This is a genomic window from Brevundimonas subvibrioides ATCC 15264, from assembly GCF_000144605.1.
Taxonomy (GTDB): domain Bacteria; phylum Pseudomonadota; class Alphaproteobacteria; order Caulobacterales; family Caulobacteraceae; genus Brevundimonas; species Brevundimonas subvibrioides.
Genome location: NC_014375.1, coordinates 834,739 through 858,762, shown reverse-complemented (window position 1 = coordinate 858,762; position 24,024 = coordinate 834,739). Strand labels below are relative to the sequence as shown.

At 69.4% G+C, this 24,024-nt stretch carries 16 protein-coding genes; 7 read left to right on the top strand and 9 right to left on the bottom strand.

All coding sequences use genetic code 11. The annotated features are described in order from the left end of the window. Positions 1-110: 110 nt before the first annotated feature. Both BRESU_RS04255 and BRESU_RS04250 read right to left on the bottom strand, forming a co-directional pair. A complete protein-coding gene (locus BRESU_RS04255; protein ID WP_013268271.1) occupies positions 111-2,951 on the bottom strand; it encodes a M16 family metallopeptidase in 2,841 nt (946 codons plus the stop codon). A gap of 84 nt (positions 2,952-3,035) precedes the next feature. Then, entirely contained in the window at positions 3,036-3,578 is a 543-nt protein-coding gene (locus BRESU_RS04250) for an OmpA family protein (protein WP_041761277.1), read from the bottom strand. 285 nt (positions 3,579-3,863) lie between these two features. Here BRESU_RS04250 and BRESU_RS17510 point away from each other — a divergent pair, with 285 nt between their 5' ends. Continuing rightward, the gene (locus BRESU_RS17510; protein ID WP_013268269.1) at positions 3,864-4,742 is read left to right on the top strand and encodes a hypothetical protein; all 879 of its coding nucleotides are present in this window, start codon (positions 3,864-3,866) and stop codon (positions 4,740-4,742) included. A gap of 2 nt (positions 4,743-4,744) precedes the next feature. Here BRESU_RS17510 and BRESU_RS04240 read toward each other — a convergent pair whose 3' ends face one another. The 4 genes from BRESU_RS04240 to BRESU_RS04225 all read right to left on the bottom strand — a co-directional run bounded on the left by BRESU_RS04240 (position 4,745) and on the right by BRESU_RS04225 (position 9,819). Next, the gene (locus tag BRESU_RS04240; RefSeq protein ID WP_013268268.1) at positions 4,745-5,449 is read right to left on the bottom strand and encodes a hypothetical protein; all 705 of its coding nucleotides are present in this window, start codon (positions 5,447-5,449) and stop codon (positions 4,745-4,747) included. A 120-nt stretch (positions 5,450-5,569) separates the two neighbouring features. Next, positions 5,570-6,109 carry a YcxB family protein gene (locus tag BRESU_RS04235; RefSeq protein WP_013268267.1) on the bottom strand — a complete coding sequence of 180 codons (540 nt, stop codon included), beginning with the start codon at positions 6,107-6,109 and terminating at the stop codon, positions 5,570-5,572. 41 nt (positions 6,110-6,150) lie between these two features. Further along, positions 6,151-9,492, bottom strand: coding sequence for a S41 family peptidase (locus tag BRESU_RS04230; protein ID WP_013268266.1), 3,342 nt, complete (start codon positions 9,490-9,492; stop codon positions 6,151-6,153). A gap of 81 nt (positions 9,493-9,573) precedes the next feature. After that, positions 9,574-9,819, bottom strand: a complete 246-nt coding sequence (locus BRESU_RS04225) for a hypothetical protein (RefSeq protein ID WP_041762034.1) — start codon at positions 9,817-9,819, stop codon at positions 9,574-9,576. Between the two features lie 123 nt (positions 9,820-9,942). Here BRESU_RS04225 and BRESU_RS04220 point away from each other — a divergent pair, with 123 nt between their 5' ends. The 3 genes from BRESU_RS04220 to BRESU_RS04210 are packed head-to-tail and all read left to right on the top strand — an operon-like array spanning position 9,943 to position 13,299. Next, positions 9,943-10,482 carry a TetR/AcrR family transcriptional regulator gene (locus tag BRESU_RS04220; RefSeq protein WP_218915399.1) on the top strand — a complete coding sequence of 180 codons (540 nt, stop codon included), beginning with the start codon at positions 9,943-9,945 and terminating at the stop codon, positions 10,480-10,482. Further along, positions 10,479-12,170 carry an MFS transporter gene (locus tag BRESU_RS04215; RefSeq protein WP_013268263.1) on the top strand — a complete coding sequence of 564 codons (1,692 nt, stop codon included), beginning with the start codon at positions 10,479-10,481 and terminating at the stop codon, positions 12,168-12,170. Before BRESU_RS04220 ends, BRESU_RS04215 begins: the two co-directional genes overlap by 4 nt. 16 nt (positions 12,171-12,186) lie before the next feature. After that, positions 12,187-13,299, top strand: a complete 1,113-nt coding sequence (locus tag BRESU_RS04210) for an HlyD family secretion protein (protein ID WP_013268262.1) — start codon at positions 12,187-12,189, stop codon at positions 13,297-13,299. A gap of 15 nt (positions 13,300-13,314) precedes the next feature. On the opposite strand, the gene BRESU_RS17630 is transcribed toward BRESU_RS04210, so the two are convergent. Then, the gene (locus tag BRESU_RS17630) at positions 13,315-14,028 is read right to left on the bottom strand and encodes a hypothetical protein (protein ID WP_218915398.1); all 714 of its coding nucleotides are present in this window, start codon (positions 14,026-14,028) and stop codon (positions 13,315-13,317) included. A 167-nt stretch (positions 14,029-14,195) separates the two neighbouring features. Further along, positions 14,196-15,947 (bottom strand): ATP-binding protein, encoded by a 1,752-nt coding sequence (locus BRESU_RS04200; RefSeq protein WP_013268260.1) that lies wholly within the window; start codon positions 15,945-15,947, stop codon positions 14,196-14,198. Between the two features lie 217 nt (positions 15,948-16,164). Here BRESU_RS04200 and BRESU_RS04195 point away from each other — a divergent pair, with 217 nt between their 5' ends. Next, entirely contained in the window at positions 16,165-17,097 is a 933-nt protein-coding gene (locus tag BRESU_RS04195; protein WP_245528597.1) for a protein NO VEIN domain-containing protein, read from the top strand. Between the two features lie 512 nt (positions 17,098-17,609). Here the strand turns inward: BRESU_RS04195 and lepA are convergent. Continuing rightward, positions 17,610-19,418 (bottom strand): translation elongation factor 4, encoded by a 1,809-nt coding sequence (gene lepA, locus BRESU_RS04190; protein WP_013268258.1) that lies wholly within the window; start codon positions 19,416-19,418, stop codon positions 17,610-17,612. A gap of 223 nt (positions 19,419-19,641) precedes the next feature. Between lepA and BRESU_RS04185 the strand changes: the two genes are divergently transcribed. Both BRESU_RS04185 and BRESU_RS04180 read left to right on the top strand, forming a co-directional pair. Then, positions 19,642-20,787: an efflux RND transporter periplasmic adaptor subunit gene (locus tag BRESU_RS04185; protein WP_013268257.1), complete on the top strand. Its 1,146-nt coding sequence runs from the start codon at positions 19,642-19,644 to the stop codon at positions 20,785-20,787. A 3-nt stretch (positions 20,788-20,790) separates the two neighbouring features. Next, positions 20,791-24,000 (top strand): efflux RND transporter permease subunit, encoded by a 3,210-nt coding sequence (locus BRESU_RS04180; protein WP_013268256.1) that lies wholly within the window; start codon positions 20,791-20,793, stop codon positions 23,998-24,000. The last annotated feature ends 24 nt before the right edge of the window (positions 24,001-24,024 follow it).

Sequence of the window (24,024 nt, the reverse complement as noted above, 5' to 3'; positions counted from 1 at the left end):
GAGCCCTTCGCGAGCTGACGGAGGGGTTCTGGCCGTACGCAGACCCCCTCCGTCTCCTCCGCCTCGCTACGGATCCACCTCCCCGCGCCTTGCGCAGGGAGGAGACCGTCTCACAGCCCCAGGGTCGGGCTCCCCAGGTCCAGATCGGCGGCCGGGATCAGCATCAGATCCGGGTGCGCCGCCCGCATGGCGTCGATGAAGATGCGGCTGTCGCCGACCACGACGACATAGGCCTGGTCGCTGTTCAGCAGCCCGGTCGCCGCCGCCATGGTCTCCGGCGTCGTCGCCGTGACCCGCTCGGCATAGGCTGCGGCCTCGTCCAGAGGCAGGCCGACCGTCACGGCCTCCGCCAGCACCCCGCCGAGGCCGCCTGTGGTCTCGATCGAACGCGAGAAGTTTCCGGCAGCGAAGGTCTCGCGGTCGGTGACCTGGGCTGCGGTCGGGGCCTCGGTCCGCACGCGGTCGAACTGGGCCAGCACAAGGTCCAGCACCTCCAGCGCGCTCTCGTTCTTGGTCTGGGTCGCGGCCGTGATCAGCCCGGCCTCGGACCGCGCGCCCAGCGACGAGGCGGCCCCGTAGCTCAGGCCGCGCTTGGCGCGCACTTCCTGGAACAGATAGCCGCCCTGTCCGCCGCCCATGACGGCATTGGCCACGGCGAGGGGATAGAAGCTCGGGTCGGCCCGGTTGGGTCCGCGCACCGCCGCCGCCACGGCCGCCTGTCCGGAACCCGGCAGGTCGACGACGACGATGCGCGGCGCCGTCGCGGATCCGGCCCGGTTCGCCACGGTCGGCACCGCGCCCGCAGGCCTGGCCCAGTCCCCCAGGGTCCGTTCGGCGAAGGCAAAGCCTTCCTCCGCCGTCATGCCGCCCGTCACGATCAGGGCGGCGTTGTCGGGCCGCCACCAGCGATCGTGGAAGCCCTCGATCTCCTCGCGGGTCAGGGCGCGCAGCGACGCGGGCGTACCCGTTCCCGGTGCCCCGTAGGGGGCCGCGCCATAGGCGATCCGGGTCAGCACCTGGCTGGCCAGCGGACCCGGCTGGCGCAGCGCCACTGTCAGGGCGTTGACCGTGCGCGTGCGCGAGCGTTCCAGCTCGGCCGGCGCGAAGTCCGGATTCTCCACCACGTCCGACAGGATGTCGCCCACCACCGCGGCCGAGGCGATCGGGGCCGAGACGGCCAGGGTCGAGGAATCCGCGCCCGCCCCGCTGTTCAGGTTCGCGCCCGCGCCTTCCAGCGCCCGCGCCATCTCGGTGGCCGAGCGGCCGCCCGCGCCCTGTGACGCCAGACTGGCGGTGAAGTCGGCCAAGCCGGGCCGGTCCGCCGGATCGGCGCTCGAGCCGCCGCCGATGACCAGCTGGGCGTTCATGATCGGCAGATCGGTCGACCGGGCCACAATGACCCGCAGGCCGTTCGACAGGGTTCGTTCGGCGATCTCCGGGGCCGCCTTGGGGCGAGCCTCGCCCGGGGCGGGCGGGGCCTGACGCTGCCCCTCGGGCAGCAGTTCGTTCGGGGCCTGAAGGGCGGGCGGCACGCTCAGATAGGTCGGCACGGTGGCCGGGTTCTTCCAGCTGTCCTCGGAGACGCCCTCGGGCCGCTGGCTGTCGTCCAGATAGCGGATGGAGACCCGTGCGTTTTCGTCCAGATATTTCTGCGCCACGCGCTGCACGTCGGCGATCGTCACGGCGCGGATCGCCGCCACAGCCTGGTCCGGCGCGCGCGGATCGTGTTCGGCCACGATGGCCTGACCCAGCATGAAGGCGCGGCCAGACGACGTCTCGCGCTGGCGCAGGTCCGAGGCCAGCAGTTCGGTCTGGGCCTCGGCCAGTTCCGCCGCCGTCACCGGCTCGTCGCGGATGCGGGCGATCTCGGCGTTCAGGGCGGCCTCGGCCTCCTCCACGGTCTTGCCGGCGGCGACGGTGACCTGGGCGGTCACGACCCCGGCCTCTTCCTCGACGTTCGATCCCATGAAGGCGTTGGCCGCGACCTGCTTGTCATAGACCAGCGACCGGTACAGCCGGCTGCTCTGCCCGCGCGACAGGATGGCCCCCATCACGTCGAGGGCGGCGTTGTCGTCGCTGGACGCGTCCGGTCCGGGGAAGATGGCGGCGATGGCCGGCAGCGGCACATTGGGGGCATAGGCGGTGACCAGACGCGGCTCTGTGCGCGGGGCCGAAACCGGCCGCTCCAGCACCGGCAGCGGCCGCTCCGGGTTCTCGATGCCCGCGAAATACTGATCGACCCAGCGGTCCAGCTGCGCCGGATCGAAATTGCCCGACACAATCATCGTCGCGGTGGACGGCCGGTAGTAGGCCTCGTGGAAGGCCCGCGCGTCCTCGATCCCGGCCGAGTCCAGCTCTTCGATCGAGCCGATCACCGCCCGGCGATAGATCGACTGGTCATAGGAGTTGTCGCCGATGACGAAGACGCCCAGGCGGCCATAAGGGGGCGCATAGACCCGCTGGCGCAGCTCCTCCTTGACGATGTCGCGCTCGGCGTTGAACACCGCCTCGTCGACGACGGGGCGCGCCATGCGCTCGGCGTGGGTCCACAGCATCGTCTCCAGATACTGGGGCGGCACGGTCTCGTAGTAGTTGGTGAAGTCCTGGCCGGTGGAAGCGTTGCGCGACCCGCCCGCGTTCTCGACGATGGTCGAGATCTGGCCGTAGGGCAGGTTGATCGTCTTGCGGCTGAGGATGTGTTCGAACAGGTGGGCGAAGCCGCTGCGGCCTTGCGGATCGTCCTTGCCGCCGACATCGTACCACAGGGTCACGGTGACGGTACCGGCCGTCGCGTCCGGCATCGCATAGACGTCCAGCCCGTTGGCCAGTTCGCGGTGCGTGAACTCCAGCGGCGGCGGGGCGATGTCCGGACTGTTCTGGGCGGAGGCCGCCATCGGCGCGGCGGCCAGAAGCACGGCGAAAGACGAACCCAGAAGCAGCGAACGCAGCATGACGACCTCGATCAAAACGGACGGCGCGACCCTAGGCCGGTCGCGCCGCCGTCTCAAAGTTACGAGGTGGTAATGTGGCCGGGATCAGCTCAGGACCACGATCGCCACGCGCCGGTTCTGGGCGCGGCCTTCGGGCGTTGCGTTGTCAGCCACGGGGGCCTCCTCGCCATAGGAGATGGTCGCCATCCGGTTCAGCGCGATGCCCTGACGGCTCAGCGAGCGACGCACGGCCTCGGCCCGGGCCTCGCCCAGGGCGTCGTTATAGGATTCCGGACCCGCCGCATCGGTGTGGCCCTGGATCTCCAGATAGACGTTCTTGTTCTCGGCCTTCAGCCGCTGGGCCAGTTCGGCCAGGCGCTGCTCGGCCTCGGGCGACAGGGCGTCGCGGTCCGACGGGAACTTCACCGAGTCATCCGACAGGACGACCTCGTACATGAACTTGCCTTCGGCCAGGACCTGGGCGGCGTTGGCGCGCTCCAGCGCCTGACCGGCCGTGCCCTCGACCTGGGCCACGCGCTGGTCGGTCGCGTCGACGCGTCCGTCCACCACCGCGACCTGGTCGCGCACGAAGCCGCGCGTGGCGCAGCCGCTGGCCAGAAGTCCCAGCGACAGGACGACGCCGGTCATCAGGACGGGCCGGGCGCGAAGGGCCAGCCGGGGGGTCGAGGATACGGAAAGGGTTTGCAAGGAAAGTCTCCTGAGGGGGCCGGGGCGCCAGTCCCGAACGTCGCGCGAGGCTGATTGGACGCAACGGCTGGGCCATCGCATGGCCCGCATGGGGCATGATTCCGGCAGCTTGGCCGTAAGCGGCGCGCCCTGACACGACCCCCGGCGTGCCATCGTCCTGACGCGTCCGGGTGGTCTGCAGGCGGCTCCCCCGGCGCGTCCTGCGTCGCCTCCGCGTGCCCCGCCTTGCCGTCAGGTGCCGAAAATCAAACGCCGAATCCGGAGAACGCGCCCTCCGTCCCGTCCCGCCGACGGCGTCGCGACCGCGCCTGGGCGACCGGCGCGATCGTCAGCGCCCTGGCCCATCTGGCCCTGCTTCTGGTGCTGCTGGCGACCCGACCCGCCCCGCTGATTTTTTCAGACCCCGCCCCCGCGAACGTGGTCCAGATCACCCTCGAGCCGCCGCCGCGCCCCGTGATCCCGCCCGAACCGGCGCCGGAGCCCGACCCTGGATCGCTCTCGGAACCGGCGGCGGCCACCGTCGATCCGGCCCCGACGCCGACGCCGCCCCGACCGACCCCGCCACTCCCCCGACCGCGACCGCCCCGCACCCCGCCGCCGCCGCAGGTCGAGCGGCTGGTCGCGTCCGTGACCCCCGCCCCCCCGGCCTCCAGGGCGGTCGGCCTGACGGCGGGACAGCTGGTCGGCGCGGCTGTGGCCGGGTCCGGTTCGGGCGATGCGTCCGGCTCCGGATCGGGCACCGGCTCGGGCTCGGGGTCCGGCGACGGCTCGGGCGGGCAATGCGACATGATCCGGCGCATCCAGGACGCCATCCGCGAGGACGCCGACGTCGTCGCCGCCGCCACCCGCGCCCAGGCCACCCTGCCGTCGGGCGCCCGTGCCCTGCTGGTCTGGAACGGCGACTGGGTCCAGACGCCGGGCGAGGCGGGCCGGGGCCTCGCGGGCGTCCGTCAGGCCATCGCGCTGGAGATCGCCTTCGCCCCCGCCGCCTGCCGCCGCCAGACCGTCACCGGCCTGGTCCTGCTGACGCTCGGCGACGGCGGCCCGCGCCTGGCGCTGGGCACCGGCCGGTGGCGCTGGTCAGACCTGACCGGGGCGGGGTGAGCCTAGGCGGGATTGACCAGGCCGCAGAAGGTGTCCTCGTCCCGCAGGTTCCAGGCCGTGGTCATGAACGCGCCCTGATACCAGCCGTAGGCGGCGGGATCGGCCCCGAGCGCGGCATAGTTGGACTCGAAATAGGTATGGGGGTCCTGGCCCGCCGGCACGGGATCGGGCAGGGCATTCAGGAACCCGGTGAAGTTGGCCACCCGGTCGGCGATCGCCGCCTTGCCTTCGGGCTCCAGCGACCAGAAGGCGATCGCGATCCGGTTGGCCAGAATCTCGTTGGTCCAGGAGTCCTCGCGTTCCAGCCGGCCATCCAGCTGGGCGACGTAGTGACCCAGTTCATGCGGCACGAGCAGACTGTTGAAGATCTCGCCGAACTGACCCTCGGGCGACAGGCCCAGCGTGCCCGCCTCGGCCCAGGCCGCGACCAGCCCCTGGATCTCCGGCGGCATGTCGGCCCAGCTGGACTGCTGGACCAGATGGCGCTCCGTATCGTAGGACACCAGGGTCGAACTGGACACCATGGCCACGCCCGGTACGAAGGGGGGCGTGAGACCGCACGCGCGGATCGCGGCATCGAAGCGATCGATTATGACCTTGGTCGCCGCCTCCGCCGGATCGACCGCGTCCGCTCCCGTCTGCGCCTGAGCCCCGACCGCAATGGCCAATCCCAGCATGGCAACCACGCCCAGAATCCGCTTCCGCATCGTCATCATCCTTTCGTTCAGGGCTTGGCTATCACGGATACCCGAGCTCTGGAATGTGGATGCGCGGCGCGCCGATGCTGATGCTTTGGAGCGGTTAGCCGCGCCGCCGCCGCGCGGGACTTACGGTGCCAGGGCGTCGCGACTTCTCGCCCGCGCCGGCTCCGTCATTCGCGACATCGCGTTGGCAATAAAGGTGCGTTCGACTTCGGGCGTGGAAAAGAACCGCCGCGGAAGGACAATGGCGCTGCTCTGCACCAGAAACACCCAGTGCTTTCGGGTTCGAAACAGGTCCGTGACGCACGCCCAGCGCGCCGTCATCGTCACGTCGCCGAGATCATAGACCAGAGCGTCCTGCGTCAGCCGAAACGTGACGTCGATGACGTGTCCTTGTCCCCGCGCAGCGAGCGCCTTGCGCATGGCCGGTCCGGCCAGGGCACGTGCTAGAACGAGGCCAACAACGAGTCCGACGACGGCGAACTCGGCCGTCACGATCGCCGACAGCCACGATCCCGAAATCCATCGTCCGACGGGGATGGCGACGAGCAGCATGCAAACGACCAGCGCCAGTTTCATCTGACGTGGGGACATGCCCCGGCGAGCCTTGGCATAGACCATCGCGGCCTCGCTTTCGCCGACCACCAGCTCGCCCGAAACGTCCATGCCGTTACCGATCTCGCGTCATCTGCCTCGGGGACCCAGGGCTACCGCTGCGGATACACCGGATAGGGCGGCAACCGCGGCTCGACCGGCGGCGCGGCCTCGAGGGCCTGCAGGGCGATGGCCACGGCCGCGTCCAGCTGCGGGTCGGCCCCGTCGGCCACGGCGCGCGGGTCCTGATCGACCATCACGTCCGGTGCCACGCCGGCGTTCTCGACCTCCCATTCGCCTTCCGGGTTGAAGAAGCCGACGTTGGGCGAGGTCACCTGACCGCCGTCCATCAGGGGCGGCATGCCGCCGATCCCGACCAGACCGCCCCAGGTTCGCTTGCCGACCAGGGTGCCCAGCTGTTCGCGCTTGAACATCCACGGCAGGGCGTCGCCGCCCGAGCCCGCGACCTCGTTGGCGATCATCACCTTGGGCCCCAGGATGGCGTGGGCGGGCGTCCGGTCGATGGAGCCGTAACGCGGCGCCCACCAGCTCTGCAGCCCTCGCCCCAGCACCTCGATGATATAGTCGGCCATTTGGCCGCCGCCGTTGAACCGCTCGTCGATGACCGCGCCCTCGCGGTCGCTCTGGGCGAAATAGTAGCGGTTGAAGCTGGTGAACCCGCCCTGCCCCGTGTCGGGCAGATGCACATAGGCCAGCCGCCCACCCGACAGCCGATCGACCCGCTGGCGGTTGCCCTCGATCCAGTCGAGGTAGCGCAAGCGCGTCTCGCTCGCGACCGGCTGCACCGTCACGTCGCGCCCGTTGGCGCCCGAGGATGCTCCCAGCCTCAACGTCACCATCCGGCCCGCCGTGCCCTCCAGCGCGGACTGGATGTCCATGTCGGCGCTGACCGCGCGGTCGTCGACCGACAGGACGCAGTCCCCGACCCTCGCGTCCACCCCCGGCTGGGCCAGCGGCCCGGTCACGTCGGGCGAGAAGGCCGTCGGGCCATAGATCTTGGTGATGCACCAGCGTCCGCCCTGGATCGCATAGTCGGCCCCCAGCAGCCCGCCCGGCACGCGCCGCGCCGACGGGATCGTCCCGCCCGAGCCCCTCAGGTGCCCGACCGACATCCCGGTCAGGGCCTCATGGAACACATAGTTCAGGTCGGTCCGCGACAGGATGGAGTCGGCATAGGGCTGCAGCCGCGCCTGGACGGCGGTCAGGTCCGATCCGTGGAAGTTCGGGTCGTAGAAATAGGCCCGCTGCATGCGGAACAGCTCGCGGTACATCTGGGCCCACTCGGCGCGCGGGTCGCTGCGGACGTCCAGCTGGTCGAACGAGACCCCGCCCTCGCCCGCCTTAACCGGGGCATTGGCGGGCACCACCGCATACGACGGCGGACGCGGCGGCGTGCCCGGCGCGGCCTCGCCCCCACCGGAGCGGGTCGAGATCAGCATCTTCTCCCCGTCGGCCGACAGCTCGAAACGAACCACCCGCTGGGCCAGCACCTCGACCTTGCGGTCCTTCAGGGTGAACCGGTTCAGCGTCATGTCGGCCGGGCCCGTGGCCCCCGCCGGACTGGTCTGTTCCATGAAGAAGATGACGCCCGTCTTGCCCGCCGTCAGCTCGGAATAGGCCCGGACCGGCACCGGCAGGGCGACCGTGCGCCGCTGGATCTGGTCGGGCGTCATCCCGCCGATGTCGATGGCCCGGGCCGCCGTGCGGGCCCCCGGCATGTCGTCGTCGCCCGTCGTCTGATCGCCGGACTCGACCTCTTCCTCATCGCTCTGCGGCGCGACCGGCGAGGCGACGCCGGCGCTCAGCGCGACGGCATAGATCGAATGGGTCGGCGTGAAGAGGTTGCTGGTCATGTCCAGCCCGTAGGTCTGGCCGCCCGCGTTGTTGCTGGCGACGTAGTACAGGTAGTCGCCGCCGGCATCGAAGGCCGGGTCGCGCGCGTCGCCCAGGTTCGAGGTCAGGGCCGTCGAGGACCCGTCGGCCACCGAATACAGGTTCAGCACCGTCAGCCGGTTGGCCCCGTTGCGCGAATAGACCAGAAATTTCGAATCCGGCGACCAGGCCATGTCGGTCGACTGCACGGTGAAGCCGCCGTGCGTCTGGGCCGTACCGACCTCGCTGAGGCGCCCGGTCGTGGTGTCTAGCACCCAGTTGCGCAGATGGTTGTCCGAGAACGCGATCTTCTTCGAGTCCGGCGACCAGACCGGATTGGCGTAATAGGTCGGCTCGGCCGCCAGCGGGAATTTGCGCACCGCGCCCTCGCCGTTCTGCGGCGCGACGTGCAGGGCATACAGGCCGGACTCGTCCGAGAAATAGGCCACGCTCTGGCCGTCGGGGCTCCAGGCCGGGCTACGCTCCATCACGCCGGGCGTATTGGTCAGATTGCGCACCGATCCGCGCGTGACCGGGGCCGTCAGGATCTCGCCCCGCGCCTCCACCGCCACCCGTGCCGCCGAGGGCGACAGGCTGACCGTCTGCACCTGGTCGGCGACATTGACGATGCGCGCCCGGGCCTCGGGCATGTCGCCCGCCACATCGACGCTGAGGGCTTGGGGCTGCCCCCCCGGAACCAGCGTCGACAGCGCCCCCAGCCGGTCGAAGATCAGGGTCCGCCCGTCCGTCGACAGCGACCGGATCGGCGACCCGTCATTGGCCCACACCGGTGCCACGGCCCGGGTGGCGGGATCGTAGCTGTAGATCGAAATCGGTCCGTCGCGGTCCGACAGGAAATAAATCTTCCCGCCCATCCAGACTGGCGACAGGTCGTTGCTGCCCTCGGCCTGCGGCACCTCCACGGTGGCCAGCCCGTCCAGCGTCGTCACCTTGATCGTGGACGCCCGCCCGCCGCGATAGTTGCCCCAGGCCGTATAGTTGCCGAACTCGAAGCCGAACGCCGGGGCGAAGGGGCTGTAGGCGACGGCCCGCCCGTCCGGCGACATCTGGCCCGAATGGGCATAGGGCAAAGGCATGACGTCCGGCGCGCCGCCTTCGGCGGAGACCGAGAAAAGCTGGGTGTAGCGGCTGGCCGCCGACCGGTTCGACCGGAACAGGACCCGGCTGCCGTCCGGCGACCATCCCACGGCCGCGTCGTTGCCGGGATGCCAGGTGATCCGCCTCGGCTGGCCGCCCGTGGCCGGCACCGTATAGACGTCGATATTGCCGTCATACTCGCCGGTGAAGGCGATGCTGCGCCCGTCCGGCGAGAAGATCGGCGCGCTCTCGATCCCCACGCCGATGGTCAGACGCGCGGCCCGCCCGCCGCTGCGCGCCACCGTCCACAGGTCGCCGCCATAGACAAAGGCCACCTGGTCGGCGCTGATCGCGGGTTGCTGCAGAATCTGGGATTGGGCGGCGGCCTCGCCGGCCAGCCCTCCCGAGACCAGTGCGCTCGATGCGAGCAACAGCGCCATCCGGCGACCCAGACCCAGGACCATCTTCAACCCCCACAAACAGGCGGGGATACTCCGTCAGCGGATCGACGCTGGCAAGGCCGCAAGACCCGGCGGCATCGGGCGTCAGGCGTCGAACATCTCCGGCAACCGCCCCGCGCGGAAGATGATCGTCGGGCTCTCGTCGTAATCGCCCATCTCTGTATCGGCCGAGACCGAGAACGCCACTACGCCCAGGCGCAACGGGGCCAGTCGTTCGGCCTTGCGCCGCGCTTCCTCGGCATCCTTGCAGCCGACCTGCGGCTCGGCCTTCAGCCCGCTGCCCCGCCCCTGGACATAGGCCTGCACGATGAAAACGGTCTCGGTCGCAATGCGCGCGACAGGGGCCTGTTCGGGCCCGGGGTCAAGCCCCGTCACCGCCGGCGGATTTCGTTCTGCGGCCCCCTTGAAAAAGTGGACACGCGTGTCCATTTGTTGCCGACCATGACCCGCCCCTTGCGAAAAGATGCCGCCGACCGCCGCGCCGCCCTGCTGCGCGCGGCCGCCGACGTCTTCGCCGAGGAGGGCATCGAGACGCCGCTGGACCGGATCGCCGAACGCGCCGGCGTCGGCCGGGCGACCCTGTATCGCAACTTCGCCAGCCGCACGGAGATCGCTCTGGCCGTCCTGATGGCCGAGGTCGACGCCCTGGGCGACCGCTTCGCCGCACCGGACGGCCCCGAGGCCTTCCTCGATTTCCTGTCGGCCCTGTCGGCGACGCTGGAACGCAACGCTGCCCTGGGTGGCGTGGTCCGGGCCGCGCCCTCGCCCGACCTGCTCGATCCGCTCCGCGCCGCCCTGCTGAAGGCCGCCATGCCGTCGCTGACGGTCTCCCAGGCGGCGGGCGTCGTCCGCCCCGACATCGGCTCCGCCGACATCCGCATCCTGTCCGCCATGCTGGGCTCAGCTCTCCACAACGCCGCCCCGGCCGAGCGGAACGCGATCGCCGGCCGAACGCTCAAGCTTGTCATCGACGCTGTCCGAGCCCGACCGTGAGCCGCCAGAACTTCACCCTGCCCTGGGATCAGTACGTCGAGACGCTGAAGCCGCACGAGCGGCCCATGCTGCCCGGCTCCCCGGCCACCCCCGACCACACCCTGCGCTACCGGCTGGCCTATGCCGCCATCGGCCTTCTGGTCACCGCCACCGGCGGCATCGGCTCGGCCATGATCAGCGCCAATACCCAGCAGCTCGCCGGCGCGCTCGGCGTCTCGATCGTCGAGGCCGCCTGGCTGCCCGTCGTCTTCGTGATGACCAACGCCTGCATGAACCTGCTGCTGATCAAGTTCCGCCAGCAGTACGGGCTTCGCCTCTTCGCCCAAATCTTCCTGATCGCCTACGTCGTGATCGGCGTCTTCGGCTTCTTCTTCGAGACCTACACCTCGACCCTGATCGTGCGCGGCTTCGCCGGCATGGCCTCGGCCGCCCTGTCCTCGCTCGGCATCCTCTATCTGATCCAAGCCTTCCCCGCCGCCCACCGGCTGAAGGGGCTGGTCATCGGCATCGGCGCGTCCGCCCTGGCCATCCCGGCCGTGCGCCTGTTCTCCGGCCAGCTGGTCGAGATCAGCGAATGGCGCGGCTTCCATGCCTTCGAACTGGGCCTCAGCCTGCTGTCGCTGGCAGCGGTCTTCGCCCTGCGTCTGCCGCCGTCGGAAAAGCTCAAGGTCTTCGACCGGCTCGACTTCGTCACCTTCGCCCTGTTCGCGCCCGGGATCGCCCTGCTGTGCGCCGTCCTGGGTCTGGGCCGCCTCGTCTGGTGGACCGAGGCCGCGTGGATCGGCTGGGCACTCGTGGGCGCGATCGTGCTGCTCACCGCGGCCCTGATTCTCGAGTACAGTCGCGACACGCCGCTTATCAATCTGAAGTGGATGGCCGGCCCGGACATCATCCGCCTGGCCCTCGCCATCGTCGGCCTGCGCATCGTGCTGTCGGAACAGACCGCCGGCGCCGTGGGCCTGATGACCCAGCTGGGCGTCGGCCCGGACCAGCTGCACGGCCTGTTCGCCATCATCCTGATCGCGACCGCCGCCGGGACCCTGATCAGCGCCTTCACCCTCAACGTCGCCAAGCTGAACAAGCCGATCGCCATCGCGCTGGGCCTGATCGCGGTCGGGGCCTTCCTCGACGCCCACGCCACGGTCCTGACCCGCCCGGCCCAGCTTTATGTCAGCCAGGCCATGCTGGCCTTCGCCGCCGCCTTCTTCATCGGCCCGGCCCTGATGCAGGGCATCGTCCAGGTCCTGCAGAAGGGGGCCCAGAACCTCGTCAGCTTCATCGTCATCTTCGGCATCGGCCAGAACCTCGGCGGCCTGATCGGCTCGGCCCTTGTCGGCACGCTGGAAACGGTGCGCGAGAAATACCATGCCAGCCAGCTGTCGGAATCGATCACCTTGGGCGACCCGCTGGTGGTCCAGCGCCTGCAGCAGCTGTCCGGCGCCTATGGCCGCGTGCTGACCGATCCGGCCCTGCGCACCGCCGAGGGCCAGGTCCTGCTGCAGCAGCAGATCACCCAGCAGGCCCACGTCCTCGCCTACAACGACGTCTTCCTCCTGATGGCCGGCTTCGCCGCCGTCGGCTGCGTTTGGTTCACCTTCAACCATGTCCGCAGCGAGCGGGCCGCCCGCCGCGCCGCCCGTCCCCCCGAAACCGCCGACGCCGCCTCGGCCGTCGCCGCCGTCGAATAGCCCCCGAAGAACCGCCATGACCGACACCACCGCCCCGACCCCTGCCGCCCCCGCCCCCGCTCCCGCTCCGGCCGCCGCGCCCGCGACGCCGCCGAAGAAGCGCGTCCTCTTCACCGTCCTCCTGGGGCTCGCCGCCCTGATCGTCGGCGTCCTGATCCTGTGGGCGTGGAAACTGCCGCCCTTCACATCGGGCGTGCAGAACACCGACAACGCCTATGTCCGGGGTCAGGTCACCGTCGTCGCGCCCCAGGTCACCGGCTATGTCACCGCCGTGAACGTTCAGGACTTCCAGGACGTGAAACAGGGCGACCTGATCGCCACCATCGACGACCGCATCTACCTCCAGCGGCTGGAACAGGCCCGCGCCGCGCTGCATGCCGCCGAGGCCCAGCTGGCCAATTCGGCCCAGACCCAGACCTCGGCCCGCGGCTCGGTCGCCCAGACCGAGGCCTCCATCGCCGGGGCCCAGGCCAGCGTGACCAAGGCCCAGGCCGACTTCAACCGCGCCCGGACCCTGTTCCAGGGCGGCTGGGTCGCCCAGGCCCAGGTCGACGTCGCCCGCACCGCCCTGCGCGCCTCGGAGGCCCAGCTGGCCGCCGCGCGGGCCCAGCAGGGCATCGCCGAGACCGGCGTCACCACCGCCGTCATCGGTCGCGGCGCGCTCGAGGCCCAGGTCGAAAGCGCCCGCGCCGCCGTCCACCTGGCCGAGATCGATCTGGCCAACACCCGCATCACCGCGCCCCGCGACGGCCGTCTGGGCGAGATCAGCGTGCGTCAGGGCCAGCAGGTCGCTGTCGGCACCCAGCTCGCGGCCCTGGTCCCGGACCGCATCTGGGTCACCGCCAACTTCAAGGAAAACCAGCTGACCGACATCCGCCCCGGCCAGCCGGCGACCCTGTCGGTCGACGCCCTGGGCGGACGGACCCTGACCGGCCGCGTCGAGCGCATCGCCCCCGCCACCGGCTCGGAGTTCAGCGTCATCCGCCCGGACAACGCCACCGGTAACTTCACCAAGGTCGCCCAGCGCGTGCCGGTCCGGATCGCCCTGGACCCGGACCAGTCCGGCCTCGACCGGCTGGCCCCCGGCATGTCCGTCGTCGCCCACGTGGACACCACGGCGGGACGCTAGGCCGCCTGACAGGCCTCAGGGGCGGGAAGGCCCCGGACCGGCCTCCGCCTCGTCGCCCGAGGCCCCAATGCCGCCCATGCCGCCTCCGCCCATGCCGCCACCCATGCCGCCGCCACCCCCGCCGTTGCCACCGCCACCGCCACCGCCCCGACCCTCGCCGCCGCCGCCCCGCCCGCCCGCACCCGACGGCCGCGTCGGCCCCTGACGGGGAATGGCCAGACCGGCCGGGATCGGCTCCAGATCCAGCGCCTTTCGGATGAAGTCCCGCAGCGACACGACCAGGGCGTCGGTGTGCACCGGCCGCCCCTCGACCAGCTCGACCGCCGCCGCCTGCGCCAGCCGCACCTGTTCGTCGGTGCCCAGCAGGATGATGTCGGACAGCGCCGCCTCCACGGCATCGCGGATGCGCCGGGCCCGGTCCGAGCCTTCGCTGCCGTCCACCGGCGGTACAGCCGCGCCGCCCGCGCCCGCCATCCCCGCCGCCCTCAGATCGCGCATGTGCCGGGGATCGACCGCCAGATTGCCGGTGAACGACCCGCCCAGCACCTTGTAGGCCGCCATCAGGGTCTTCAGCCGCTCGTTGATCTGCCGGTTGGCGCGCTGCTGCCGCTGCTGGAACGTCATCATGGTCACCAGCCGGATGCCCACCCCGATCAGGGCGAACAGCGCCAGACCGATCACCGTCGTCAGGGCCGACTGCCAGGAACTCAGGTCCAGACCGCGCATCATTCATCCCCACTGCCATCCGCCGACGGCCGGCGCGCCCGTGCCCAACGCGCGTCCCCCGGTTTGGCCTCAGGACACTTCGACCGTCCGGCGATGTGTGTCGCACCGGCGCGGACAACTCGACGCTGCGGGCCGGACACCGACCGTGCGGACGGTGCCTCTACCACCCGCTAGGCCGCCGCCCGCTCCGTCTCCGGCGCCGTCGCCCGATGCAGCGCGTCATACAGTCTGTGCGGCTCCAGCGGCTTGGCCAGCCAGTCCGTCATCCCCGCCGCGCGACAGGCCGCGATCTGGGCCGCCTCGGTGCCGGCGCTGAAGCCGATCACGGGGATGTCGGCGTTCGGACCGCCCGAGGCCCGCAGCCGCCGCGTCGTCTCGTTGCCGTCGATGCCCGGCATGTTGACGTCCATCAGCACCACGTCGAACGCCTGACGCGCCAGCAGGTCCAGCGCCAGCATCCCGTCCGACGCCGTGGACAGGTCCACGCCCAGCGGCTGCAGCACCAGCGCCAGGGTGCGCCGGTTGATCTCGTGGTCGTCGACCGCGAGAATCCGCAGCGACGGCCGCAGGTCCAGCGCGGTCGTCGCCGTCGCCTCGGCCTCGGTCACCGGCGCGCCGGCCGCCAGACGCACCGACAGGGTGAAGGCCGCGCCCTGCCCCGGGGCGCTGTCGACGGTCAGGTCGCCGCCCATCAGCCGCGCCAGATCCCGGCTGACCTTCAGGCCCAGCCCGGTGCCGCCATAGGTGCGCGCGACCTCCGACGATCCCTGCGCGAACGGGGTGAACAGCCGGTCCATGGCCTCGGGCGCGATCCCCGCGCCCTCGTCGCGGACGGTGATCGTGACCGCGCGCTCGCCGGCCCCGACCGGCGTCACCGCGACCTCGACCGAGACCTCGCCCTGCGCCGTGAACTTGATCGCATTGGACATCAGATTGTTCAGGATCTGGCGCAGGCGATACGGATCGCCGCGCAGCCACTGACCGGGCTCCAGCACGGTGGCCTTCAGGACCAGCCCCTTCTCGGCGACCTGCGCCCGCCAGAACCGCTCGGTGTCGCCGATCATCCGCGACAGGTCGAAATCGCGGCTCTCCAGCGACATCGCCCCGGCCTCCATCTTCGAATGGTCCAGCAGGTCGTTCAACATCCGCGTCATCAGGGCGCTGGCGTCGACGATCAGCTCCGCCGTCTCCTGACGCTGCGCGGGTGCCGCATCATCGCGGATGACCTGGGCCCCGGCCAGGATGGCGCTGACGGGGGTGCGCAGTTCGTGGCTGATGATGGCCGCCATCGCCGCCCGGTCGGCCATCGCGCCCTGTGCCTGCTCGACCCGCATCTCGGCCTCGGTCAGGGCGCCGAGCTCGGCGACCCGGGCCGCGTGCACCCGGCCATAGACGTTGACGATGGCCCCGATGAACAGGATCGACCCCAGACTGGTCAGGACCGGATCCCCCGACGTCGATCCGGCCATCGCCATCAGCGGCATCGCCACCAGGGCGACCAGATAGGGGGCGGCACCCACATAGAAGATCGACCGTGCCTCGATGCCCGAGGCCACATTGGTCAGCAGCCCGCCGGCGATGATCAGCATGGCGAAGCCTTCCAGCCCGCGCCCGTCGATCGCCCAGATCGCCACCGACGTCCCGGCGAACAGCGCCGCCATCGCCATCGTCGAGGTCAGGGCCAGAACGACATCGGCCGCGCCGGGGCGGGCGTCCGCCCTGCGGAAGCGGAACATGGCCACGATCTCGAAGCCCTGGATCGCCGCGACCGCGGCCAGCCAGGCCCCGATCCACGCGCCCTGCCCGGCGCTGTACAGCGCCCACGCCACCAGCAGGGCCAGCAGGATCCGCACCGGAACCTGCCTGCGCCGCTCGTGCGCCGTCGCCGACAGCAGGGCTCCCAGACTCGTCAATCGATCCATTCGCGCTCTCCACTACCGAAGCTAGAGCGCGAACCCGAACATCCGGTGAATCACCGATCGATGAGCGGGGGTGCACAAGCGTGGATCCGTCCAACCCGTCTCCTCCCCGTTCGCCCCTTGGCGAATGGGGAGGGGGACCGCGGAGCGGTGGAGGGGTTCCTGACGGCCCCCCGTTTCCGGCCTGGTCACGCTCCCTTCTCCATGCCACGCTCGCTTGGTGGCCCTGATCCCCAATGAACGTAGCGACTGGACGGCCGAAGAGAACGACCTGATCGTCGCCGACTATTTTGCGATGCTTGGTGCAGAGTTATCTGGCGAAGACTATGTGAAGGCCCGCCACGCCCGCGCGCTAGATCAGCACATCGGGCGCGGACACAAGTCGATCGAGTTCAAACACATGAACGTCTCGGCCGCCTTGGCCGAGCTCGGCCTGCCGCACATTCGCGGCTACCGCCCAATGGCCAACTATCAGCGCGCCCTCTTCCCCGCGCTGGAGCGTTATCTCGACGCCCATCCGAACGCGTGGACGCTCGGCCAGAACCTTCCGACAGCCGCGGTCCTCGGCGCGGCGCAAGCCGAGCAACCAGCGAATCCCACAGATGGCGTCGAGAACGCTGGCACCCACTACGTCGGACCACAGGTCCAGGCTCCTGCCTTTTCGAGCGTCGTCATCCCCACCCATCTACCGCCCTCGGCCACACCGCGAAGACCCCGCCCAGACGGCCTTGTTCGGCTCGTCCGCAAATATGATCCCGCCACACGCGACAACGCCAATCGAGCGCTCGGCCGATTGGGCGAGCAGCACATTCTGAACCACGAAATCGCGCGTCTGGTCGCCGCTGATCGTATGGACCTCGCCAAGAAGGTTGAATGGACCGCCGACGTTCACGGTGATGGCGCTGGCTACGACATCCGCAGTTTCGAACCCGATGGCTCCGACCGGCTGATCGAGGTGAAGGCCACGCGCGGCGGCCCGACCACGGACTTCTTCCTGACCCGTACGGAGCGGGAGGTTTCAGAGGAACGTCCGGACGCTTGGCGCCTCTACCGCCTCCACACCCTGCCTGTCACACCCCGCCTCTTCGTCCTACCCCCGCCGCTGGAAGCCTCGGTCAGGCTTGAGGCCGAGAACTGGCGGGCCGCGTTCTGATCGGACGTGGCTCGAAACGGATTAGGTCGTGCTTCTCGGCAAACCACGCGACGAAGGCTGAGGGCTCTTCCCCGTCCCGCCAGTATCGAGTCAGCTCGGCATCATCCAAGCCAGCATCGGCGGTGTTGATGCACCAGTCGCGCTTCATGAGGCGGTCGACAGTCTGAACCCAACGCTTTTTGGTCATGAGGCGCCCCCAAGGGCTGAAGGTTGGCCTGGATTCGCGGAATGCGCCAGCAAGCTGATCTTCGGCCTCCAATAGCCAGACGTCCCCAGTTCCCCGCGCGACGATGAAGGCATCCTGCCGAACCTCATCCCTCCGCCGATCGCGGTCGTCAGGACCGGAGTTCCACCAGACGCTCGCCGTCCTCGAGTCGCTTCAGGACCGCTGGCCGGTTCGCCTCGATCATGGCCAGCAAGGCGGCGTTGGAACAGTTGCCGACGCGTATCCAGACTAGTCGCGCTCAGGCAGCGAGGCTCCGCGAACCGGGCGGTAGCGCCCCAGCCTGCCCTCAATCGTCATCCATCTTCAACGCCGCGATGAACGCCTCCTGCGGGATCTCCACCTTGCCGAACTGGCGCATCCGCTTCTTGCCGGCCTTCTGCTTCTCCAGCAGCTTCTTCTTGCGCGTCGCGTCGCCGCCGTAGCACTTGCTCGTCACGTCCTTCCTCAGCGCCCGCACGGTCTCGCGGGCGATGATCTTTCCGCCGATGGCGGCCTGGATCGGGATGACGAACATGTGGGGCGGGATCAGGTCCTTCATCTTCTCGACCATGCCCCGGCCGCGCGTCTCGGCCCGGCCGCGGTGGACCAGCATCGACAGGGCGTCGACCGGCTCGGCATTGACCAGGATGCTCATCTTGACCAGATCGCCGACCTTGTAGTCGGTCAGCTCGTAATCGAACGAGGCATAGCCCTTCGAGATCGACTTCAGCCGGTCGTAGAAGTCGAAGACCACCTCGTTCAGCGGCAGCTCATAGACCACCAGCGCCCGGGTGCCGACGTAGGACAGCTCGATCTGCGAGCCGCGCCGGTCCTGACACAGCTTGATGACCCCGCCCAGGTATTCGTCAGGCGTCAGTATGGTGGCCTTGATCCAGGGTTCCGAGATGGTCTCGATCTGCATCACGTCGGGCAGGTCGGCCGGGTTGTGCAGGTCCAGTTCGGAGCCGTCGCGCAGCCCGATCTTGTAGACCACCGACGGCGCCGTCGCGATCAGGTCGAGGTTGAACTCGCGGCTGAGGCGCTCCTGGATGATCTCCAGATGCAGCAGCCCCAGGAAACCGCAGCGGAAGCCGAAGCCCAGCGCCGCGCTGGATTCCATCTCGTAGGTGAAGGAGGCGTCGTTCAGGCGCAGGCGGCCGATGGCGGCGCGCAGGTCCTCGAAATCGGCGGCGTCGACGGGGAACAGGCCGCAGAAGACCACCGACTGGACCTGTTTGAAGCCCTTCAGCGGCTCGGTCGTCGGCTTCTTCTCGTCGGTGATGGTGTCGCCGACGGCGGCGTCGGCCACCTCCTTGATCTGGGCGGTGATGAAGCCGACCTCGCCGGGCCCCAGGCTCTCCACCGGGGTGTTCTTGGGCAGAAAGACGCCGACCCGGTCGATCAGGTGGGTCGAGCCGTTCTGCATCATCTTGACGCGCATCCCGGCCTTCAGCGTGCCGTCGAACACGCGGACCAGCACCACGACGCCCAGATAAGGGTCGTACCAGGCGTCGACCAGCAGGGCCTTCAGCGGGGCATTGGGGTCGCCCTTGGGGGCCGGCAGGCGGGTGACGATGGCCTCCAGCACGTCCTCGATGCCGATGCCGGACTTGGCCGAGCAGAGGACGGCGTCGGAGGCGTCGATGCCGATCACGTCCTCGATCTGCTGGCGGACGCGTTCGGGCTCGGCGGCGGGCAGGTCGATCTTGTTCAGGACCGGCACGATCTCGTGGTTGTTGTCGATGGCCTGGTAGACGTTGGCCAGGGTCTGGGCCTCGACGCCCTGCGACGCATCGACCACCAGCAGCGAGCCCTCGCACGCCGCCAGAGAGCGGCTGACCTCATAGGCGAAGTCGACGTGCCCCGGGGTGTCCATCAGGTTCAGGACGTAGTCGAGCCCGTCCTTGGCCTTGTAGTTCAGGCGCACCGTCTGCGCCTTGATCGTGATCCCCCGCTCCTTCTCGATATCCATGTTATCAAGGACTTGCGCCGACATTTCCCGCGCCGTCAGGCCTCCGGTCACCTGGATCAGGCGGTCGGACAGGGTCGATTTGCCGTGGTCGATATGGGCGACCACGGAGAAGTTGCGGATTCGGTCGATGGGGGGCGTCGTCATGGTGCGGCGCGGTTAGCATGGTCAGGGCCGTCGCGCCAACGCGCCACAGGGTCTCGGTGGCGAACGCGCCGCAAGGTCAGGCGGATTACTTTGCAGTAATGGCCACGGCAGGCGGTAGGAGCCGAACCGCGAACGCGTTATGAGGACCGGCCAGGGGACATAGCGCCCCCCCGCGCGACCAACACCAGGGCGCTCCACGCCCTCTCGAACGACAGGACCTCCCGTGGCTGCTACGCCCTCGACCCATCGCCTGCTTCGCGTGCCCGCCATGGCTGCCGCCCTCGGCCTGACCCTGCTGACGGCCGCTTGCGGCGGCTCCGAGGGCCAGGAGGCCGAGGCTCCGAACGCGGTCGGCCAGGCCGTGACCGCCGTGACGGTCAGCTCCAGCGACCTGCCCCGGACCATCAACGCCTCCGGCACAGTGGCGGCCTGGGAAGAGGTCCCGGTGGGGGCCGAGACCGGCGGTCTGGTCGCTACCGCCGTCTATGTCGATGAGGGCCAGTACGTCCGCCAGGGCCAGGCGCTGGTTCAATTGAACGACAGTCTTTTGCGGGCCCAGCTGCGTCAGCAGCAGGCGGCAGTGCAGACGGCACAGGCCAATCTGGCGCGCGACGAGGCGGCCCTTTCCCGGGCGCAGGAGCTGAAGGAGCGCGGCTTCCTCTCCCAGGCCTCGCTTGACACCGCCCTGGCCAACCAGCGCGCCGCCTCGGCCAATCTGGCCTCCGCCCAGGCTTCGCTCAGCGAGACCCAGACGCGGGTCAACCAGGCCACGATCCGCGCTCCGGTGTCGGGCCTGATTTCCAGCCGCAGCGTCACGCGAGGACAGATCGTCGCCGCCGGTACCGAGCTGTTCCGCCTGGTCCGGGACGGCCGGTTGGAGCTGAACGCCGAGGTGCCCGAGGCCGAGCTGGCCCTCGTCCGCGCCGGCATGTCGGCGACCATCATCTCCGACCAGGCCGGTCAGGCGTCCGGCACCGTGCGCATCGTGACACCGCAGGTAGACCCCGAGACCCGACTGGGCATCGCCCGTGTCGCCCTGACCGGTGGAACGGCGTTGCAGCCCGGCATGTTCGCCCGAACCGAGATCAATGCGGGGACCCAGCCGTCGCTGACCGTTCCGGCGGCCGCCGTCGTGTTCCGGGAGAACCGCGCGGGTGTCTATGTCGTCGGTACCGACTCGACCGTTCGCTTTGTCCAGATCACCGAGGGCGGGCGGACCGATGGCCGGGTGGCGGTCGCGACCGGCCTGACGGCGGGGCAACGCGTTGTGGTCGAGGGCGCCGGCTTCCTCGGCGAGGGAGATCAGGTCCGGGTGGTGCCTTCCATTGCCGCCCAAGCCGCCGCCACCCCCGCAACCCAGGCCCGCTGAGCCATGAACTTCAACAACATCTCGTCCTGGTCGATCCGGAACCCGATTCCGATCGTCCTGCTGTTCATCGTGCTGACGGTGGCGGGGATCATCAGCTACGGCCGCCTGCCGGTAAACAACTTCCCCAATGTGGACCTGCCGGTCGTGGCGGTCACAGTGGTCCAGTCGGGCGCTGCACCGACCGAGCTCGAGACCCAGGTCACCCGCCTGATCGAAGATGCCGTCGCAGGTCTGGGCGAGGTCGATGACATCAACTCGACGGTCAGCGACTCCGTTTCGACGACCTCGGTCACCTTCAATCTCGGCGTGGACCTGGAAAAGGCGACCAACGACGTGCGCAACGCCGTCGCCGGTGTGCGCCAGAACCTTCCCGCCGATGTTCAGGAGCCGATCGTCCAGCGCATCGAGTTCACCCAGGTCCCGATCGCCACCTATGTGGTGCGGGCCCCGGGAATGAATCCCGAGGAACTGAGCTGGTTCGTCGACAACACCATCGCCAAGCGCATGCTGTCGGTCCAGGGCGTCAGCCAGGTCAGCCGCGACGGCGGCGTCAGTCGCGAAATCCGCGTGAAGCTGGATCCCGAGAAGCTCGCCGCCCAGGGCGTCAGCGCTGCGGCCGTATCGAACCAGCTCCGCGCGGCCAACATCAACCTGCCGGGCGGCCGGGGCGAGATCGGCGGCAATGAACAGGCCATCCGCACCCTCGGTTCGGCCCCTTCGGTCGAGGCGCTGGCCGAGACCCTGATCCCGGTCGGGGGTCGCACCGTACGCCTTGGCGATCTGGGCGAGGTCACCGATGAATGGTCCGAACCCCGTGGACGCGCCCGTTTCAACGGCGGCGAGGTGGTCGCCTTCTCCATCAGTCGCTCCGTCGGCTCGTCCGAGCTGGACGTCTATGAGCGGACCCAGGAAGAGATCGAGGCGCTGGACGCCGAGCTTGGCACCGTCACCATCGAGGAGGTGACCAACACCACCCAGGACGTGATCAACAACTTCCATGCCTCGGTCGAGGCCCTGCTGTTGGGCGCGGGCCTGGCCGTGCTGGTCGTGCTGGTCTTCCTGCGCGACTGGCGGGCGACCCTGATCGCGGCCGTTGCCATGCCGCTGTCACTGATCCCGACGTTCCTCGTGATGGACCTGATGGGACAGTCGCTGAATGTGGTCACCCTGCTGGCCCTGTCGCTGACGATCGGCATCCTGGTCGATGACGCCATCGTCGAGATCGAGAACATCGTCCGGCACATCCGCGACGGCAAAGCGCCCTATCCAGCGGCCATCGAAGCGGCCGACGAGATCGGCCTGGCCGTCATCGCCACCACCGCGACCCTGATCGCCGTTTTTGCGCCCACCGGCTTCATGCCCGGGGTGGTCGGCCAGTTCTTCAAGAGCTTCGCCATCGCCACCTGCGTCAGCGTCTTCTTCTCGCTGGTCGTGGCGCGTACCCTGACACCCTTGATGAGCGCCTATCTGCTGAAGGCCGATCAGGGCAAGGAGCACGGGGATCCAGCGTGGATGACCGCCTATCTCAAGGTGTTGCGCTGGGGCATGGGGCACTCCGGCTCCGAGCGACTGAAGGCCGAGCGGGCGACGAAAAGGGGCAGTTTCGCAAGGCGGCACCTGCTGTGGCGCGTGCTGGACCACCGGGTCTGGGTGATGGGCCTGGGCCTGCTGTTCTTCATCGGCTCCATCGGGCTCGCCTCGCGTCTGCCGTTCGAGTTCATTCCGGTCGAGGATCTGTCGCGCTCGAACGTGACCGTGCAGCTGCCGCCCGGCGCGACCCTGGCCGAAACCGACGCCGTGGTTCAGCAGGTCACCAATTCTCTGATCGCGCGCCCCGAGGTCCGCTCGGTCTATGCTTCGATCGGCTCGGCCACGACCAGCTTCGGCGGCGGCGGCGGCGGCTCGGCCGGCGAGGTCCGGCGGGCGTCCATTACCGTGAACCTGGTCAAGAAGAGCGAACGCGACATCCGCCAGCAGGCGTTCGAACAGGAAATGGGTCCGGTCCTGCGCCAGATCCCGGGTGCCCGCGTCCAGTTTGGTCAGGAAGGCGGGGGCGGGGGTCAGGTCTCGATCTCGCTCGTCGGCGACGACGGCGAGGTGCTGGAGGATACGGCGGCGGCGGTTGAGCGTGAGATGCGCGGCGTTCCGGGCCTGGCCAACGTCATCTCCACCGCGGCCCTCGTCCGCCCTGAAATCCTCATCACGCCCAAGGGCGACGTGGGCGCGCTTCAGGGCGTGTCGGCCTCGGACATCTCGTCCGTGGCCCGGGTGGCCACTCTGGGCGACGCGGACCAGCTGCTGCCCAAGTTCAACCTTGGCGACCGTCAGGTCCCCATTCGGGTCATGCTGACCGAACAATCGCGCACCGATCTGGGCCTGATCGAGAACCTTCAGGTCCCGACGGCTTCGGGTGCGACCGTCCCTCTGTCCTCGGTGGCCGACATCACCTTCGGGGCCGGGCCCAACCAGCTGACCCGTCTGGATCGCCGGCGGGTCGCCAGCCTGACGGCCGAGCTGAACGGCATCACCCTTGGCCAGGCGTCCGAGCGGGTGGATGCCCTGCCAGCGATGCAGAACCTGCCGGCGGGGGTCACCCAGGCCGTGTCGGGGGAGCTGGAGAACCTGCAGGAGACGGCGTCCGGCTTCATCTTCGCCATCGTGACCGGCATCCTGCTGATGTATGTGGTGCTGGTCCTGCTGTTCAAAAGCTTCTTCCACCCGGTCACCATCCTGGCGGCACTCCCGGTGTCGTTCGGCGGGGCCTTCTTCCTGTTGCTGGTGACCGGCAAGGCACTGTCGATGCCCGCCCTGATCGGCATCATCATGCTCACCGGCATCGCGGCGAAGAACTCCATCCTGCTGGTCGATTATGCGATCATCGCCATGCAGCGCGGGATGAGCCAGTACGACGCAATCATCGATGCCGCCCACAAGCGGGCCCAGCCCATCATCATGACGACCCTGGCCATGGGGCTGGGCATGCTGCCGATCGCCATGGCGTTCGGCGAGGGCACCGAGTTCCGATCGCCCATGGCGATCGCGGTGATTGGCGGCCTGATTACATCCACGGCCCTGTCCCTGATCTTCATTCCAGCGGCATTCAGCCTGATCGACGGCGGCAAGCGGCGGATGGAGAGGCTGCTGGGCCGCACCTTCGACGGCCAGCATGAGGCTGTAGCGGCCAGCCCGGAAACCCCCAGGCCCGCAGAGTAGGCGGCTGGAGAGTCGCAGAAGCGC

Coding starts and splice junctions, on each gene's coding strand:
- BRESU_RS04255 (WP_013268271.1), bottom strand. CDS start 2,951: ATGCTGCGTTCGCTGCTTCTGGGTTCGTCTTTCGCCGTGCTTCTGGCC.
- BRESU_RS04250 (WP_041761277.1), bottom strand. CDS start 3,578: ATGACCGGCGTCGTCCTGTCGCTGGGACTTCTGGCCAGCGGCTGCGCC.
- BRESU_RS04240 (WP_013268268.1), bottom strand. CDS start 5,449: ATGCGGAAGCGGATTCTGGGCGTGGTTGCCATGCTGGGATTGGCCATT.
- BRESU_RS04235 (WP_013268267.1), bottom strand. CDS start 6,109: ATGGACGTTTCGGGCGAGCTGGTGGTCGGCGAAAGCGAGGCCGCGATG.
- BRESU_RS04230 (WP_013268266.1), bottom strand. CDS start 9,492: ATGGTCCTGGGTCTGGGTCGCCGGATGGCGCTGTTGCTCGCATCGAGC.
- BRESU_RS04210 (WP_013268262.1), top strand. CDS start 12,187: ATGACCGACACCACCGCCCCGACCCCTGCCGCCCCCGCCCCCGCTCCC.
- BRESU_RS17630 (WP_218915398.1), bottom strand. CDS start 14,028: ATGATGCGCGGTCTGGACCTGAGTTCCTGGCAGTCGGCCCTGACGACG.
- BRESU_RS04200 (WP_013268260.1), bottom strand. CDS start 15,947: ATGGATCGATTGACGAGTCTGGGAGCCCTGCTGTCGGCGACGGCGCAC.
- lepA (WP_013268258.1), bottom strand. CDS start 19,418: ATGACGACGCCCCCCATCGACCGAATCCGCAACTTCTCCGTGGTCGCC.
- BRESU_RS04180 (WP_013268256.1), top strand. CDS start 20,791: ATGAACTTCAACAACATCTCGTCCTGGTCGATCCGGAACCCGATTCCG.